Origin of the sequence: Moraxella caviae, assembly GCF_002014985.1 — a bacterium.
Lineage (GTDB): Bacteria > Pseudomonadota > Gammaproteobacteria > Pseudomonadales > Moraxellaceae > Moraxella > Moraxella caviae.
In genome coordinates this window covers 1-17463 of record NZ_MUXU01000048.1, presented here as the reverse complement: position 1 = coordinate 17463, position 17463 = coordinate 1, and the positions used below count along the sequence as shown (strand labels likewise).

Here is a 17463-nt window from a genome sequence, read left to right as displayed (position 1 = left end):
TTAGTCAATCCACCCAAGGCGCACAACTGCCAGACAACAAAAAACCCGCACTGGGCGGGTTTTGGTTACTTAAGAAAATGTTCTACAAGCTGTGGTCCAATAGCGTTAATTGTAACCCCAACTGTACCAATAATAGCAATCGCAACAGCTATCCATGGAAAAAACTGGTTTTGTTTTTTGATGTGCGCAACTTCAGCTTCAATCTTTTGGCGGTCAATCTCGTATCTTTGACGTGCCAATTCCATTTGAATTCTGTTTTGTTCCTGTTCAGCTTCCAGTTTTGCTCGCTCGGCTTCTCGTTCAGCTTGGAATTTTTGTTTATCAAGCTCAATATCGTTTAGAATTTTTGCCATACTTATCATTTTATCAAGCTCCTCCAAATTTTGTGCAGTGAACTTTTCAAAATCTTTGAACATAATATCACCTTTGCCGCAATAAGTCCATCATCACTTAGGCGGCTTCCACGCCATATTCTGACAAGACTTCTTGTAAATCACTTTGGCAAATTTCTTCATCAAGGTAGCCACTGCAACCATCAAGGTAGTTGCCGCATTCGTCTTTGATAGCCCAAGCATATACTTCGCCATTTAGCCAATCTTCCAGTGCGTCAAGTTCAGCTTGCATGGTTTTTTCGGCTTTTTCTAGCACTTGGGCGGTGATACGCTTTATCTTGTACTCGTTGCGCAACTGCGCTTTGCTTGCATAGTAAAAGCCCACAATGCAGCTGTCAAATCCCTAAATTAATGTCATTTACCCAAAATAAATGTCATGAAGGGGATGTTGCATGAGCAGTTTTAAAAGATTTCAAGTACTACCCTATCATCATTACGAAAACAGAATTAACATTCAGGAATTTTTAACTCAAGATTTTCGAGCTAATACTCCATATATTGTTAGTTGGTATGGAAGACTAACAAACAAACAAAATGGTAGTATCAGAAATGGTAGTATCAGAGTCGAAGTTTATTTTGTTAATCAAAAAAGTGAATTTTATACCAGAGCTGTGATACCTATTGAGCTTATTCCAAAGATGCCTATTGGCTCTGTTTGGATTAATGGGACTTGCAGCTCAAAATTACTAGCATCTAGCGACACTCTTGTTATGTTAAGGGATGTAGGGTATGAGGGTTCCGTTGATACAAACATAGAGTATAAAAATCTACACAATGAAGATTTTCCAGAATCCCTGAAAAGACATTATCATATTTCAAAAAATAAAGATAACAAAGGTCACAGTCGATTTGTTTTTCAAGACTTCAACACAATTCTAACCGTCCCTGCATCAATTAACGGTGCTGAAAAACTAATAATTATCCATCCACTAACATTTCTTCAAGCACATTACGGGGTGTCAAAAAGCATCTCAAACACTCTATTGGGATACTTATGGGATGATGTTTGCGATATATTGCATCTTGATTATAGGAACCCATCATGCCCTAAATCGGTATTTATTCCAGATGAACTCTTGGTGGCTGATTCTGTATTTTTGTACCACCTCAAAAATGACCACCACACGCAAAATGTGGTTAGAAAACTCAATGCTCGCGTTCGTGAGAATTTCGCCAGCAACCTAAAGAATCATGGGTATTCCTATAGCTATCTTAAAGTTGTGCCTTACCACAGTCAGCCTGTTCACCTACTATGCAATTACATTGCTATTGATGACAAAACACTGCTTTGTACCGAAATTACAGGTATATCAATGCCACAAGGCGAAACGGTTTTTTATGATGTGGATAGAGCAAAACGCACAGCCAGTGGGGAGTATGACTATCCCAAAAGCAACACTGCCAAAATTTTAATGCATGATATTGCAAACAATGAAATCATGCTAAAGGATGAAACGGCTGATAATCGAAATGTAGCTGTCGTCAGACAGGGAATACAGACCGTGGGCGATGCACGAACAATAGCTCGAAATCAAAATATCAGTTTAGAAGAACAGTTGCGTGCAAACACCACAAGAGTGGTAATGGAGCCACCACCTGAAGGATATACCGATGGCCATAGAATTGGTGCAGGTGGCACTACTGGCCTGCTTCAAGTTACGCTGGTTGATAGCGAAAAAGATGAATTTGGTATAACTGGATTTGACAGTCAATACCAAAGACTTTTGAAGTATGCACAACATCTCAAGCAGAATGCTAATTTTCACGGTTATCATAAAGTGAAGATTGATTGCTGCGATAAACTCGGGGAAAGACAAGGCGAGATAGTTGAACCGATTGTTCTTAACAAAGGTAGTTTTCCGCGGTCTGTGTACATTCTTAGATTGCAGATTGATAGTTCTATTTACTACTTCCTGGATTGCGAATCTCGTGACAAACAAAGCTCAAGTGGAGTTGTTGTTAAGGTTTTGGACGAAGAGAGGTTTCTACTTGATTGGGACAGAGGTTATACGCTTAAAATGCTGGTAAATATACTCGAAGATAATAAGGGCCGTCTTGAACAAAGCATTTATGATGAGTTTGGTGTTAACGGGGTAAAAGCAAGCAATATTGTTGTGGGCAAGTATAAGCACATGAATGAGGAAACAAGTGATTGGGTGTTGAGTGGACTGGGGAAGTTTAAGGGTTTGAGATGAAAAAACGTTACCAAGTGTTTGTTAGTTCAACATATACTGACCTAATAGAACAAAGACAAGCGGCTGTCGAGGCAATTTTGACAGAAGGACATATTCCTGCAGGAATGGAATTATTTGCTGCCTCTAATCAAAGTCAGTGGGAAATAATCAAGAAATGGATTGACGACTCCGATATTTATATGTTGATATTGGGCGGTCGTTACGGTTCGGTTGATCCAAGTACTGGAAAGAGTTACACACACCTTGAATATGAGTACGCTAAAAAGCTAGGAAAGCCTTCATTTTGCATCGTTATGGACGAGACATTACTCCCAAACCTTGCTGTAAAGGATATTGAGCGCGACAATCCTGAACTCCTACAGGGTTTCAGACAGGAAGTTACTAACAATATGGTCGAATTTTTTAAAAATTCTACCGAGCTACAGAATGCTGTTTTTAAAAGTTTGCGCTATATTGAAAAGAATTTTGAAAATGAATTAGTTGGCTGGATCCGAGCTGATGGCACGCAAATAGCACCATGTAACGAGCCAGCACCGCGCACACCAAAACTAGAGCTAAAGATCAATAAGGGGGAGGATATTACCTTAAAAACTCTGCCTTGCAATCAAACTGTTGTTAGACACCACCTGATAACAGAAATCCCGGAGTATCTCCAAGATTTTTTATCCCAAAAGATGGTGGATGAGTACAATGATAAGGTTGGAAGTATTAACTACGATGAATACGATGCTTTAAAGACTGAACTACATAAACACACCCATGAATCTTTACCATTAGTGATTGATTTGGCCAACATAGGAAGTTGTTTGGCTGAAAAGACGAAGGTGATTATCGAATTCCCAGATATTGTGAGCGTTAAGGAGGATGAAGATATTAACACCCTTATCGCCGATTGGAATTACAAGTTAGAACAGGTTGAAAATATAAAAAATCCAATTGATTTAGCTTATGAGAAATATGAAAGGAGTAAAAGGTCTTATCCTGGTAGCGTAATTAGTTCATTGGATATTTTAAACAGCTCTGTCATGGATGTATTTAAAACAGTAAAGGCACCTAATATGGTAGTCAATGAGTCTATGCATGTACTGAAGAAAATACCAAATCCTAATTTTTTGCACTATACAGAAGGTAATAAAATCGTCATCAATCTCAAAGAGTTAATGCATGAAGAATGTGTAAGAATAGAGGATTACTCTTTAATCCCGAAGAAGGATGGCGAGGGAGTAATCAAAATCGCTTTACACTGCAAAGAATATAGCCGTTCCGAAAGATTTGAGGTTGCTATAAGGGTTTTAAGTGAGATATGACACCATACAAACAGGTGTCATTCTGCTTGTATGGTGAAGAGCTAGGTATTTAGAGGTGATAAGTAGGCCAAGCCAAGCCTTGCATCTATATGGCCTGCTTAGACCTATAAGAATTTCGTATCTCATTGATGGATATTAGTTCGTTATCGCGCATCACATACCAGTGGTCAAAGCCATTTAAGCGTTCAGCTTTTGCTTTTTTGGCTAGTGCTGCACATGTATGCATATTAATTGCCTCATCGTTGTATAAAAGCTTGCCGTCGGCGAGTAGAGTGGCAACTTTGTTTCCTGTTTTTAAATAGAACCATTCACCCTCAATAAAATAGCCATCTCCAATCATATCTTTCATAGTTACCTTGAGAGGCTTGATATCAAAAACAGCATTGGCAATATTTTGGTTTTCAAAAGAATCAAACACAACAGAATCTAAGCGGTGCTTCCCATAGTGACAGTACTCTAAGCTGCGTTCGATAGTGATGTAATTGCGCCCTAGTTTTTTAGCTGCTGCTGCAGTAGTCATTGTTCCACCAAACGGATCAAGCACTACATCTCCTTTATTGCTACTAATAGCAATAATACGCTCAAGCAGTTCTTGCGGTTTTTGTGTAGTGTGTAACTTCTCCCCCGAGCTATTTTTAAGGCGCTCGTTGCCAGAACAAACTGCGAAGCGCCAAACAGAACCCATTTGTTTGCGTACGCCAGCAGCATATTCTTCTGGAGTTACTGTATCGGTATTAAGCTCTTTGGCGGTTTTATAGTGAAAAGTGTATTTGGATTTTTTTGATTTAGTGGCCCATATCAAGGTTTCTTGAGCATTATTTAGTCGTGTGCCTTTGAAGTTAGGAGTAGGGTTTTTCTTATGCCACACCACATCATTAATTAGCCAAAAGCCTAGTTGCTGCATAATCGCACCAATGGAATAGACACACTGCATGCCACCAATGACCCAAATAGAACCATTGGGCTTTAAAACGCGATAGCAAGCAGAAAGCCAATCTTTAGTAAACTGCTCGTATTGCTCAAGTGTATCAAATTGGTCCCATTCATCATCACAGCCATCAAAATCAGTACCTTCTACGCGTTGCAATACACCATCCACGCGCATCCAATAGGGAGGGTCTGCAAAAATGAGATCTACTGAGTTTTCGGGCAGTTCATTGAGTTTCTGGATGGCATCACCGTTTATTATTTGGTTTAGGATCATTTTATTCTCTATTAATTTAGAAGCTGAAAATAGTTGGAACCAGCTTTTCTTGATAAAGGGTTCATTATATGACATAGGGCAACTCAACTCAACCCACTAATGATCATAAAGTGGCTATATGCCAAATAAAGGAACATGTATTTTATTCCTTAACAAAGTAGTGTTATGGTACTTAAAGTCCGTAGATGTCTCACAATAATTTTGATTTAATCTTCAAATGAATAAACACCCTCATCAAATCAGGTTCGGACAAGCCCTATCCTCCCATAGAAAAAAACAGGGTCTAAGTCAGGAGCAGCTTGCTTTTAATAGTGGGCTCGATCGTTCTTATATCGGAGGTGTTGAGAGAGGTGAGAGGAATATTAGTTTAATTAATATGTACAAATTAGCGGATGCCTTACAAATCAAGGTGGCTGATTTCTTTACGGATGCAGACAATGATTAAACCTTATGAAGAGTTTTCAAATATATTAAGAAAAAGAGTGGGTAATTTCGGCGATGATTTTATTTATAACCTATTGATAAATATTATAAATAACCCAACCAGATACACTGGCGTCTTCAGGCTAACTAATGCAAAAACCAAAATAATTCAGAATGTCACGCAGAGTCAAGAGATTAAATTTGGGGATTTTATGGAAGAAATCATCACTCAGTACATTGAGCACATGGGATACACAAATCTCCTTAAAAATATTGGAAATGATGAAGATGGCTTCCCTTTGAGTGCGGATCAAGTTTTTCAACGCGACGATGTAATTTATCTAATTGAACAGAAAATTAGAGATGATCACGATAGTACGAAAAAACGTGGTCAATTCTTAAATTTTAAGAAAAAAGTTAATTGTTTAAAGGAAAAGTACCCTGGTAAGCAGATTATTGCGGTCATGTGGTTTGTCGACGAGAGTTTAGTTAAAAATAGACGGTACTACCAGGAGCAAATGCTTAATGATATGCCAAAAGATGTTGTTGCCGAAATCAAATATGGTAGTGCTCTTTTCATAGAAGTATTTAATCGGCCAGAAGTATGGGAGGAGATTTACGCTTATTTATTAAGAAACAAAATAGAAAGATCTCAAGATGTACTGCAAATTCCAGATTTCGATACAAGCAATGAGATTTACGCTGCCTTATGTAAGCTTAAAGCAAACGAGCCACGTCTGTACAAAAAATTAATGTCTGATGATAACAGGTATAGAGAATTAAGATCTGAACTTTTTCCAACTGGCAAAAATTTGAGATGAGTTGACTATGAGTTATTTGTATAATTGCGCAACCTGTCCAACAAAATGTGATGGCAGGTCAAAGGGGGTTTATAATTTTTTAAGCGATCTGGATTATTCTAAAGAATACGAAAAGAAAATTAGGGAAAAGCTCAATGATTGTGGGTATTATGCAGTAGAAACGGAAAGGGATCAATACCCTGATATTGAGGTTTATGACCGAGAAGGTGGGAAGTTGCTGTGTTTTCTAGAGGTTAAGGCGCAGAGAAGGACTTTTATGACTATCGAAAAGCACTTACCATACAGCGGATTGCTACCGTCTGAGACTGTAGCTTTAAACCGGTCCGATCTGGAACATTATATTGATCAAAGCGATATTGAGGAAGCACCGATCTTTATTATGTGGGTGGTATCAAATAGGCCTTGTATAACAGGGGAAGGTACAAAATTCTACTATAATCATATTGATGTATTTAAAGGTATATTTGATCATTCTGGGAATGTTAGACAATTTCGTAGAAGCAGTGGGTCGGGGGATGTAGTGGATGGCGTCCACAAGGGCGTTGTTGTTAATTATCACTTTAGCCTGCGTGAAATGATCCCCTTTACTATATCTTCTTTCATGGAGCATGCACATCAAATAAATCACGACAGGCATTATTAAATATTTTGATTATTTAATACAAGTGAATAATTTATCCATTGGACTGTTTTGGTTTCAGGTTTTATCCATCCTTCCTAATGTTATTTCTTATTTCTTTTGGTTAATTGTTTTTTCAAAGATTTTTTTAAATACTTCTATTTGAAGTTAATTGCCCATGAGGGGCTGAATTGAAACCCTGCAGAGTGTTTTGGTCTAAAGCATGGCTTATAGAATATCAATGCAACCCCATAAGCCCTAGTTAATTCATACACTTTCCTCAATGCAAAACATTCAATGCCTAAACAGCATAATCAGCTTTTTGGTAATATATGATCAAAAAATGGCAAAAATCGCTCATTTTTGATAATATGTTATCAATCCAAAAATCATTGGATGAAGAGAGGTTATAGTGCTGCAGCTATATGATGACTTTGATGCACGCCGTGATTTAGCTGCTTATTTGAAACAAAAACGCAAAAGAGCAAATAATGTCACGACGCATCTTGGCGGCAAAAATCAGGCTTCTAGCACCAACGATTCGTCGATTTGAGGATGCTGGACATATTTCCATGAAGAACTTCTTACGGCTTTGGCTGATTTTGGATGATATGTCAAGAATTATGGCACCCACCAAGCCACCGCCATTTGAACCAAAAAAAACGATGGCAGAAGTACTGGCTTATAATGATTTATGGTGATTGAGAAGTTGGCAGATTGTTTGATTTGAGTTGTGTTAAATGAAGTTGCATTTGCTGCATTTAGGGGTGTTTGTCTGCCACATCAATCAAATGCCCAAAGCGATAAAACGGCTCGTTGTAACTAAAATACAGTTTGTTAAAATCTGTTCGATCGCGGCAAAATACGGAGGTGCAAATATTGTTCTTATAAATATCAAGACAAGTGCGCAACGATCCAGTCAAAGGTCGGGTATCTGCAAGTTGATACAGATATTCAATGTTATCCAAAATTAGAAAATAAGCTTGCTCGCCTTGTGCGATGGTTTTAAAGACATCACTTAAAAAGCTATACGGCTTTGATTGACAAGGATCTATTATCTGAACCAAATGCGCCATAAAATGCGGATACACATCAACAGGCGCGGTTTTAAAATCATAATAAACCACACAAACGCCCTGCTCCTTAGCCAGTCTTTCAAAGACTTGTCTATATTCATCCAATCGATACAAATACGCATCATCACTGCTATAAAACACAGCAGTATCCAATATCCCTTCATAAAAGGCATCAAAGATACGCGTTGGTAGGTCTTTCATGGGTTTTAGATTGTCATAAATTTGATAGTCATCTCAATCATCTAAAGATGTATAAGCTGTTATTTGTGCATAAATAAATTCAGGCATCATACAAAATTTAGGTTCTCCATCTTTTATGATAGCAATCACATCTTTTTGAACAACTTCCATCCAGTAATTAAAGTTCTCTTCTAATTCTGATAGTTCGATGTAGTGTTTGGGTGCGTAGTCTTGAAGTGTCAGCTTTTGGGTGCTTGCTTGTTCCATATGAGTTTCCTTTTTTATGCTGTGATGGTTCTAAGGTTATTTGAAATGGGCGGTTTTAGTAAGTTGTCGCTCATAGGTATTTTGCAATTCCAACCAAAATCTAGGGCTGTTGCCAAAATACTGTGCTAAACGCAAGGCAGTGTCTGCAATAATACCACACCGTCCACTGATAATATCATGAACATGATCAGGCACAATGCCCAAAAACTCAGCCAAAGTCGCTACTGACAACCCTAAAGGTTTTAAAAATTCTTCACGTAGTATCTCGCCCGCATGAATTGGTCTCATGCTGTTGTTTGGCATATTCTTCTCCATTTTAAAGCACTTAATGAATTGGCAGCAACTCATCCCAACGCGTGGTAAACCTTTGGCTCATAAAGCCCCGATTCATCTGCCAGTCATCAGACAGCTTTTGCGAGCCTAAAATCAGCTTGCCTTTGCCAAATTGCTTATTGATGGCATCTAGCGTTTGCATCAGATGTTGATTTTCTAAATGCTCAAATTCATCTTGTTGTGCAAATAAATCATACTGCACACGATGGATGGATTCAATCCCGCCAAGTTCAATGCCACACTTTTTGTAGTGATAGCCTTGTTTGTATAGGATTTTAAGCAGTTTTTGGGCATGTTGGTTCAATACTCGAGTATCGTTACTACCTTTGGTAAGGGTAATGGTCTTTTTGCCATAGTACTGCTGATGATTGCCAAATGGATTGGTTCGGATAATGACTGTCAGTGTATGAGCCAGAGTGTTTTGTTCTCTGAGTTTTTGGGCACCGCTAGCGATATGATAAGCGATGGCTGATTGCAATGGCTCAATCTCAGTGATTGCTTTGCCAAAGCTTCTGCTTCTAATGATGTGTTTCTTTGGCTCTTCAATCTCAAGTCCTGCACAGGGTTTACCATTCATCTCTTGCCAAGTTCTTTGGGTGGTGACGCTAAAATGATGCTTGATAAGATGTCTGTCAGCATCGACGAAGTCTTTGGCGGTTTTGATGCCTAACTGTTTAAGCTGTAGTGCCGTTTGGCTGCCAATGCCCCATATTTCATCCACGCTTTGGCTTGCTAAGGCTCTGTGTTGAATGTCTTTTGACCAATCATCCCAAACCACGACGCCGCCAAAGTGCTGTGGATAGCTTTTGGCAAGGTGATTGCAGAATTTAGCCAGTGTCTTAGTTGGTGCAATGCCGACACAAGTAGGGATACCAACCCATTGCCAGACTCTGTCTTTGATGGATTTGCCTAAATCAGATAGTTGATGCTGGTCAATCCCTGTTAAATCTGCAAAGCATTCATCAATCGAATAAATCTCAACGGCTGGCACAAGGCTTGCAATGGTGTTCATCATCCGAGCAGAGATGTCACCATAGAGCTCATAATTACTTGAAAAGGCGATGACTTTACCGCGATGAACCAGCTCTTTGATCTGAAAATACGGCACACCCATTTTAATGCCAAGTGCTTTGGCTTCAGCCGTGCGAGCCACCACGCAGCCATCATTGTTTGATAGAACGACCACAGCTTTGTTTTTAAGCTTAGGGTTAAAAATCCGCTCACAAGAGCAATAAAAGCTATTGCCATCAATCAGTGCGTACATGAAGTATCATCTTGAAAAAAGTTACCGATATGATACTGTAAAGTTTATCAGATTGCAATTTGAAATTGGTAACTCTTTTCAATATGAACAAGTTAAGTGATATTGATGGCTTATCGCTTACGCACATCCTTAATCACATGCATCACTACACCAACAATAGCAAGTTCATCACCATCGCTAAAGGTGTAATTAGGATAGCTTTCATCACCACGACTGTTTTCAGAGTGTAGTTCGACACATCCATCATCTAGAATATGCAATCGCTTGATGGTATATTCAGAACCCAAATCAGCCATGACGATATCTCGATGGCTTGGGGTGATGGCACGATCAATGACGAGTAAATCATCTTTATCAATCCCAGCATCCAGCATCGAATAACCGCCACAGCGAGCAATGATGGTGGACGAAGGATTGCGTACCAAATACTCATTAAAATCCAAATAATCTTCGATATAACCCTCAGCAGGGGAAGCAAAGCCTGCAGGGATTTTCTCTGTGGCGATGGGTAAGTCAAGCTTAGTTGGATTAGGATGTACGACAAGCGCATCTAATGGTACAGAGCCTGTAGTCAATACCACACCCAATTTCCCTGCTTTATTCTTTTGAATTAAAGACTCTACCATCGGTAATAAGTTTCTGGGAATCTTCTTCGCCACAGGACTACCAAAAGGTGATGGCTTACGCCCACTGCCTGCACGGCGACCGCCATGAGTGGATTTGGGACGAGATTCGGGTTGGGTGTCATCTGATTGGGTCATGGTGGTGTCTTGAAAAAGGTTTCGGTTATCATATATGAAAAGGTGGGTGGGGTCAAGCGGTTCACTAAATACAAAGGGAAACCAATCCACGCCTCGACCTATTCACCTTTTCTTCTAAGATGTTATAATAAATCAACAATACTTTATGGGAATAGAACTATGGAACAACAAAACAACCTCTGCGCTAATCAAGTTTTAACTGAGTATGCCAAACTTCGCCTACAACAGTCACAACTCGAGTTTGCACGTGGTGATTTTGAAATTTTTGATAGTCTAGACGAGCTGAACAGAGCGGCGACAGAGTTTGTGTGCAAGCTAAGCGAAGCTGAGTAAATCTGATAGCACGCCAACTTCAAGCTTTGTATTTTGGAATCCAATACTCTTTACTTTCATGAACTAATAAAAACATATCCTCCTCTGTGTAATCGGTGATTGTGGCACTCTTTAAGGCTTTCTTGGTGATTTCTTTCTTATGAAAAAATAACATGCTGAGCATGAACCACTCTATCTGTTCTTTCTTTGATAGGGGATTTTCCGAGTTTATTAAAGCCATCAACCTTTTTTCCACTTCTTTGCGTTTGGATTGGATGGATAACTCGTCTTTTGTATCTTTAACCTTGGCTCGTAGCTCAACGCCATAATTATTGCGTAAAAATGGCAAAAATGACATTAAAGATGCACGCTGGCCACTTTTGATAGCTAAATATGCATCTAATTGCGCCTGAGATGGCGTATTTTCGTCTTTAAGCTCAAATTGGTGGTACATATCCACCACAGGCTGTAAACTCAATCTAAGCGTTGTTATGGACGTTCCACGTTCTAATCTTCTTGTATGCAAATAATCAAGATATTTCAAAATGATTGGTGGCGTGGTTTTGCCAAGTTTAGCAAGCAACTGCTCAATTCTTTGTTCCTCAGCCATCTCGGTCTTTAGTTGCTTATCAACCTTAACTTGATTGGTTTCGATAAGCCATCTTAGGGCATTAAGATAGGTTCTTAGTCCATCGGGTTTAAACTCAATGACAAGTTTTTTATAACTTGGAATCTCACCCCATGTTTTGTCACAGTGTGCAAAGAAGTCTATATACTTTAAATGCTTCTCAACCGTCCAACCATACCCACGAGTTTCAGCAAGCCACTCAATAAAATTGGCGTACGATTCTTTGATATTTGGATTTCTAAACAGATGTTTATTTAACTCGATCTCTCGTGTCAGTCGTTCACGAAGATAGCATTCATGGCACCGCTGACCACGCCCCGCCCACATTGGCTTTTGGCAACCAGAGCAAGGTATTTGCCCTAAATCATGGCATTTTTGGCACATCTCACCCTTATCAGTTTGGACAAGCTTTCGGTACCGACCACAGCAAGGGCAGGTTTTATGGGTGTATTTTTGAGCACATGGTGCACAAATTGGTTCATCATGGGGTACGGCTGAATATCTTGAAACATTGACCGCTTGTTTGTTGCACTCATAGCAGGTCTTTTTTTCAGTAAAATATCGCTGATAGCAAGATTGGCAAGCAATCCCATACGGGGTTCTGGCCGTACTTTTTGCTACTTTCCCACAACGAATACAAGGAACACTGCGTAAGCAGCGTTCACAAACATTGTGTGTATCATTTTTAAGCAAGCGTGCATCTTTACCACACTTAGGGCATGGTTTTTTGACAAAACAACGTACATAACATGCTGTACAATAGGCTTTGTTTAAATAACGGCGATGAATGTCTGGCTTAAGATTGCCACAACCATCGCAATATGTCAGTTGTTTATTTTCTAGTGAGGTGTTGCTCATATTCCGCCCATGCATTTGCTTTTTTCTGAAGCCTAGCCCAAGATTTCTTCACTGCATTCAAAGTCGCTGGTTTGTCAAACTGTCTTTTTTCTCGTTTCTGTTCTTCAACCAATGGAAGTTGATTAATAACCGGCATAAACGCTCGAGGTAGAACAGACTTTTTACCATTAAACATAAAACTATTTTGGTTGGCTTCAACAGCCAGACAAGCACAAACCCACTTATCAAGCGGTATATCTAGCAGCATTTTGGCATATCTTAGATAACGAATGCGCTCATGGATCGGCAAGCTTTCAAAAACAAGACCTGTCTCGCTTTCTTTTAAGGAAAAAGCCGATACTCTTGAGGTATCCAAACCTAGCTCATTAAACAATCTAAACATCTTGTATTGATTGTCGGCATGTCGCGCAGCAATTTTGGTTAATGTAATAAAAAACCCAATCAGATCAAACCAATCAACACCGTTAACTATCTGCCCAAAAACAACAGCTTGTTTATCTTCTAAAACCTGCATCGCTTGTTTCTGCAATTCAAATACTTCAGGTATCAACAAAAGGTTGCTTAAGTAGTCATTTGTGACCACTTCATGACAACTGTGACAATGATTGATTGTTTGCAGCTCTTGTGACAACAAACCAGGTTGAAACAAAGCATCACAGCTATGACATCGATTTTCCATCTTAACCGCATGGACATGGCAATAGGTGTACCAACTGTACCGCCAAAGAAGGCGCATGTACGGTACTTTGTCTTCTTCTAGGCACACTGGGCAATAATGATAACCATACAAAGCATGACGATTTCTTTTAAATAAAGGCAACACCCACGGGGTGGTGCGATATTTTCCTGTAGTGGATGACATGTCTTTAGACAACCAAGTCAAATTTTTGAAATCAAAGCGCTCCCTGGTCGTTTCTGCAAGTATCGCCATATCTTCATGGATTGTTTCGTCCACAAAATTAAAACCTTTATCAACATCCAAGGTCCACAGTCGATATTCTTCCCAATAATAGCTGGCAAAGGTAGTGACTGAACATCCTTGACGGAAGGCTGCGCGGATCAACCATGATGCTATACTTTCATCATCAAATATCGGTGTTCTAAAAAACAAAGGCTTTACATGAGATTTCTTAAGCCCAGAGTAGGACGCAACCATGATTTTCCCTTGATCATTTCTACACTGATGGTTTCTTTGCCTTGTTTGATGGCATCAATAGCACATTCATTAAGCAATCGCCTTACATTGCCAATTCTGCCGTCAGTGATGCTATAAATCAGATTTAGCTTTTCCGGTTCGGTTAAATTAGACGGCTCTTTCAATGGTAATATTCTCTCGAAACTACCGACGAGACGTTTAAATTCACCATCATTTTGCCAAATCGGAATTGGCAACACATCAAAACGACTGATGTGTTGAGGGTCTGTGTGTAAGACCCTCACCGCATCAGGCGTACCAGATAGCACAATAGGAATCTGTAATTCATTGCATAAAAATTTAATGCAATTCATAATCTGGCGTTGCTGACGGGCTGTACCGCTGAGCAATGAATGGATTTCATCAATAATTAAGATTTTTACGCGGCATTGTCGAAATGCGTGAATCACTTGATAACGCAGAGCGCTAGCAGAATCACTCATTTTGATTGGTAGTGCAAAGGTGGCAAGTAAAGCAATATACAAGTCCTTTTCAGTTGAGGCTGGGGGAGCCTGTATAAACACAACAGGGATCACCAAATCTAAATCATCCTCTAAATAAGTATCGCCAAATTTACGAGAAAACTGATTTAAGATTGTGGTTTTTCCATTATTTGACTCACCTATGATTAATAAATTTGGCATACGGTGTTGGCGGACTGTGTTCATCAAGCCTTGCATAATATCAATGGCTTTGTTGGCAGCGGTATAACCAATCCAACGCGGGGAGCCAATAAATTCCAGTCGCTCTTTGTCAGAAAGATGAGCGATATGTCGAAATTTTTCATGGATGTGTGTTTTTCTTCGCTGTGCTTGTCTTCTAGCTGTCTTAGTTGTACTTTGAGCAGCATCGATCATTGTACGCATTTCTTCCCATGCCTGATAAATCAATGACTCATTTACTGTACCACTGCGCTGTTTCACCTGTTTTTTAAGCTGGTTATATTCCCAAATGCTCATCGGTGGAAAAGCTTGATTAGCACAAGGTATCTTAAAATATTGTTTAATATTTGGATCGAAAAACCATACCATGCTGATATCTCTAGGATCTTGCCTAAAGATAAATTTGCGCTTTTTGTCCGTCTTGTTATCAGTGGTGTTGATATAACTGTTCAAAATCGTATCGTAGTACTGCAACCCATCAATGGTAACGCCAGTATGTTGAATGGTGCGCTCAACACTTGGCATAAAATCCAATACTAGAGTTTGCGGACTGGTTGGAATACTTGGGATACCAATGCCTTCGTGCTCATCATCCCCAAAAATCCCGATGCGCCATTGATGGGCTGGGCTACAACCCAAAGCAGAGTGAGGTTTTTGATGATAAACCTTGGTGATGTAGGTTAAAAACCATGTTTCAAATTCACCAAGGGTAAGACTGGCATGTTTTTCAGAATCATAACCATCCTTTTGGCGAATATTGGAAAAGGTAGTTCCTGGTAATTTATGAACCTCATGCATAAGATTCCCAATAATCCGCTCAATATGCCCACCGTATTCAGGGCGTGCAAGGGGTCTAAACTCAATATCAATACCATATAAAGAGCATGACCGTTTAAGTGACTCCGCTCTAAAATCAGAACCATTATCCACATGGATTTTCTTAGGTATGCCAAAGACATCCCATGTGACATCTTGAATGCCATGGCTTAATAACAATTCTTCTTTAGGCAAGATACTGCGTGTTAAACACATGCCTACCGAAGTCACCGAAGGTGCATCCAAAGAGATGTAGTAGCCTGTAATCATTCGGCTATAAATATCAATGGCTACAGTAATGTACGGTCTGCCGATTGGTTTTCGATGCTTATCGTCCACCAAAATAATATCTGCTGGCGTATGGTCGATTTGAATCACCGACAAAGGCGCATTGACATTCGGAAAGCTACCAACCTTAGGTGTAAATTTATTCTTCGCTCTCGATCTATAACCGCGAGCCTTGAGATATTCTTTTTCATCAATTTTGCCAATTTGATAGCGAATGGCATTTTTACTAGGCTTTTTTACACCAGAAAGATGACAACGCTTAAACACCTCTTGTATGGTTGCTTGAATTGTTGGTCTTTGAATTGTGAGGTAATAATCTTGTATTACTTCATCAATAATCAGCTCTTGCACAACGTCGATACGGCGCCGACCTTCTTGCCAACCACGCTTTTTATCAATCAATGATGCAATAGAGTTCGTTTTTACATAACTTGCGAGCCATCTTTGAAGAGTTCTAACGGACACACCGCACTCTTGAGCGCGCCTTTCGAGCCCTGCATAACCATCGTAGTCATCATCATATCGTAAAATGGGTTCAATAGCCGCGTGTTTAGCCTGTGCCCGTTCCCATTCTTTATCACTGATTGCATCAATGTCTAGTCGCATCACCGCATGATCTGCATCATGTACATTTTCAAACTGATGAATGCTAAGCACCTGTACTTTAAGAGTTTTTAGATTTTTAAAAAAGGCTTGGTTGGCATCGACAAATTCAATCAGTTGGTATTCTTCATCACTATCTTGTTTCTTATAAATACCGCCAATACTAAGACGCAACGTGCCACGGTTAATAACCACGCCTTTGTTATTCATACTGGTAAGATCTGATTCATCTTGCTTTTTAAGCTCTCTATCTTCAAAAATCGACATGGTATATCTCCAATTTTTCACTTGTGATATCTTCCCAGATATCAAATCCTATTAGGTTGTGTGACATTAAATGCCAAAGCACACGCTTACCATGAGGGCGATATATGTCACCTTTGAAGAACAGTTCTAAAATGACTTCAACGGTAGTTTCACCTCGCATCTCAATTTGTTGCAAAATGGCATTAATTTCTTTTCTGTCAACGGCTAGATTCTTGTATTTCGACAGAAAATTGACATTGTCCAGAGCGTGATGGCGAATCCTATCTTCATCATAAATTGAGAATCGAAAGTCATTTTCGTTACAATAAGCGATGGCTGCTTTCCATTTATCTGACCAATCACGCCAATTCACCTGCCATTCTTCCTTGGGTTTGACCTCCACCATTAATGAGCGAGGTTTAAATTTATCATTTAATTTAAATTGCACAAAATAATCAGGCGTGTATTCGTAGGTTCGCCCATTTTTTATAAAAGGGATGCTGATTGGTTGTGGGGTGATATCTATCACATTAGGCAACGCAGCATGATAAAGTAGAAAATCCCTTTCCAAGGTCGACTCGTATGCGATAGACTCACCTTTGTAAGTGACAAAACCTGTAACGCTGCGGTAATTGGGTTTGATTTTTCGGACTTGTTTTAGCATAAAATATTATGACGCTTATTACGGGTAGAATATAAGAAAATGTCATCAATTACGGGATAAAAAAGACATTAATTAAAGGAATAATGCCAGTAAAAACCAACAAAATCAAGAGATATTATGACATTTATTTAAGGATTTGACACTTGCTGTTTAGATTATCTATGCTTAATTCATTGTTTTCTATTGGTTTTTGCCAGTCAAAAGACAGGGGTAAAACGCCTGTTTTGATGGACTGATTGGCAAACAATTTGAATGCTTGAGCAACGGTCAAGCCATAATTCGCCGTCAGTTGTGCAAATTGTTGTTTAACCACTGGGTCAAAGTGCATATTGACATACTCCCACCACCA

20 protein-coding genes are annotated in these 17463 nt (G+C 39.4%); 7 read left to right on the top strand and 13 right to left on the bottom strand.

Going from position 1 to position 17463, the window contains the following annotated elements:
- Window positions 1–65 precede the first annotated feature (65 nt).
- Together B0181_RS07860 and B0181_RS07855 are read right to left on the bottom strand one after the other, a co-directional pair.
- Window positions 66–416, bottom strand: coding sequence for a hypothetical protein (locus B0181_RS07860; RefSeq protein WP_078276962.1), 351 nt, complete (start codon window positions 414–416; stop codon window positions 66–68).
- Between the two features lie 34 nt (window positions 417–450).
- Entirely contained in the window at window positions 451–687 is a 237-nt protein-coding gene (locus B0181_RS07855; protein ID WP_143821586.1) for a hypothetical protein, read from the bottom strand.
- Window positions 688–784: 97 nt separating this feature from the next.
- Between B0181_RS07855 and B0181_RS07850 the strand changes: the two genes are divergently transcribed.
- Window positions 785–2587, top strand: a complete 1803-nt coding sequence (locus tag B0181_RS07850) for a hypothetical protein (protein ID WP_078276960.1) — start codon at window positions 785–787, stop codon at window positions 2585–2587.
- Window positions 2584–3894: a DUF4062 domain-containing protein gene (locus tag B0181_RS07845; RefSeq protein ID WP_078276959.1), complete on the top strand. Its 1311-nt coding sequence runs from the start codon at window positions 2584–2586 to the stop codon at window positions 3892–3894. The genes B0181_RS07850 and B0181_RS07845 overlap by 4 nt, the downstream gene beginning before the upstream one ends.
- A gap of 85 nt (window positions 3895–3979) precedes the next feature.
- On the opposite strand, the gene B0181_RS07840 is transcribed toward B0181_RS07845, so the two are convergent.
- Window positions 3980–5173, bottom strand: coding sequence for a DNA-methyltransferase (locus tag B0181_RS07840; RefSeq protein ID WP_211276078.1), 1194 nt, complete (start codon window positions 5171–5173; stop codon window positions 3980–3982).
- 142 nt (window positions 5174–5315) lie between these two features.
- Between B0181_RS07840 and B0181_RS07835 the strand changes: the two genes are divergently transcribed.
- The 4 genes from B0181_RS07835 to B0181_RS11925 all read left to right on the top strand — a co-directional run bounded on the left by B0181_RS07835 (window position 5316) and on the right by B0181_RS11925 (window position 7662).
- Complete coding sequence (locus B0181_RS07835) at window positions 5316–5543, top strand: helix-turn-helix domain-containing protein (protein ID WP_078276957.1); 228 nt, start codon at window positions 5316–5318, stop codon at window positions 5541–5543.
- A complete protein-coding gene (locus tag B0181_RS07830; RefSeq protein WP_078276956.1) occupies window positions 5536–6342 on the top strand; it encodes an HpyAIV family type II restriction enzyme in 807 nt (268 codons plus the stop codon). The genes B0181_RS07835 and B0181_RS07830 overlap by 8 nt, the downstream gene beginning before the upstream one ends.
- Window positions 6343–6349: 7 nt before the next feature.
- Window positions 6350–6985, top strand: coding sequence for a hypothetical protein (locus B0181_RS07825; protein ID WP_211276077.1), 636 nt, complete (start codon window positions 6350–6352; stop codon window positions 6983–6985).
- 467 nt (window positions 6986–7452) lie between these two features.
- Window positions 7453–7662, top strand: coding sequence for a hypothetical protein (locus tag B0181_RS11925; protein ID WP_143821585.1), 210 nt, complete (start codon window positions 7453–7455; stop codon window positions 7660–7662).
- Window positions 7663–7722: 60 nt separating this feature from the next.
- Here the strand turns inward: B0181_RS11925 and B0181_RS07820 are convergent, their stop codons facing one another.
- The 5 genes from B0181_RS07820 to B0181_RS07800 form a co-directional block, all read right to left on the bottom strand.
- Window positions 7723–8238 carry a hypothetical protein gene (locus B0181_RS07820; RefSeq protein WP_078276955.1) on the bottom strand — a complete coding sequence of 172 codons (516 nt, stop codon included), beginning with the start codon at window positions 8236–8238 and terminating at the stop codon, window positions 7723–7725.
- A gap of 33 nt (window positions 8239–8271) precedes the next feature.
- Window positions 8272–8484 carry a hypothetical protein gene (locus B0181_RS07815; RefSeq protein WP_078276954.1) on the bottom strand — a complete coding sequence of 71 codons (213 nt, stop codon included), beginning with the start codon at window positions 8482–8484 and terminating at the stop codon, window positions 8272–8274.
- A 36-nt stretch (window positions 8485–8520) separates the two neighbouring features.
- A complete protein-coding gene (locus B0181_RS07810; protein WP_078276953.1) occupies window positions 8521–8787 on the bottom strand; it encodes a HigA family addiction module antitoxin in 267 nt (88 codons plus the stop codon).
- 22 nt (window positions 8788–8809) lie between these two features.
- On the bottom strand, window positions 8810–10081 hold the full coding sequence (locus B0181_RS07805) for a Y-family DNA polymerase (RefSeq protein WP_078276952.1): 1272 nt from the start codon (window positions 10079–10081) through the stop codon (window positions 8810–8812).
- A 110-nt stretch (window positions 10082–10191) separates the two neighbouring features.
- Entirely contained in the window at window positions 10192–10842 is a 651-nt protein-coding gene (locus B0181_RS07800; RefSeq protein ID WP_078276951.1) for a LexA family protein, read from the bottom strand.
- A 159-nt stretch (window positions 10843–11001) separates the two neighbouring features.
- Here B0181_RS07800 and B0181_RS12110 point away from each other — a divergent pair, with 159 nt between their 5' ends.
- On the top strand, window positions 11002–11175 hold the full coding sequence (locus B0181_RS12110) for a hypothetical protein (protein ID WP_158078952.1): 174 nt from the start codon (window positions 11002–11004) through the stop codon (window positions 11173–11175).
- 19 nt (window positions 11176–11194) lie between these two features.
- On the opposite strand, the gene B0181_RS11920 is transcribed toward B0181_RS12110, so the two are convergent.
- The 5 genes from B0181_RS11920 to B0181_RS07765 all read right to left on the bottom strand — a co-directional run.
- On the bottom strand, window positions 11195–12640 hold the full coding sequence (locus B0181_RS11920) for a hypothetical protein (RefSeq protein ID WP_143821584.1): 1446 nt from the start codon (window positions 12638–12640) through the stop codon (window positions 11195–11197).
- The gene (locus B0181_RS07780) at window positions 12615–13796 is read right to left on the bottom strand and encodes a TniQ family protein (protein ID WP_078276947.1); all 1182 of its coding nucleotides are present in this window, start codon (window positions 13794–13796) and stop codon (window positions 12615–12617) included. The genes B0181_RS11920 and B0181_RS07780 overlap by 26 nt, the downstream gene beginning before the upstream one ends.
- On the bottom strand, window positions 13757–16471 hold the full coding sequence (locus tag B0181_RS07775) for a TniB family NTP-binding protein (protein WP_078276946.1): 2715 nt from the start codon (window positions 16469–16471) through the stop codon (window positions 13757–13759). Before B0181_RS07775 ends, B0181_RS07780 begins: the two co-directional genes overlap by 40 nt.
- The gene (locus tag B0181_RS07770) at window positions 16458–17114 is read right to left on the bottom strand and encodes a TnsA endonuclease N-terminal domain-containing protein (RefSeq protein ID WP_078276945.1); all 657 of its coding nucleotides are present in this window, start codon (window positions 17112–17114) and stop codon (window positions 16458–16460) included. The genes B0181_RS07775 and B0181_RS07770 overlap by 14 nt, the downstream gene beginning before the upstream one ends.
- A gap of 124 nt (window positions 17115–17238) precedes the next feature.
- Window positions 17239–17463 (bottom strand): type II toxin-antitoxin system RelB/DinJ family antitoxin (locus tag B0181_RS07765; protein ID WP_143821583.1); only part of this gene is annotated, 225 nt, incomplete at its 5' end.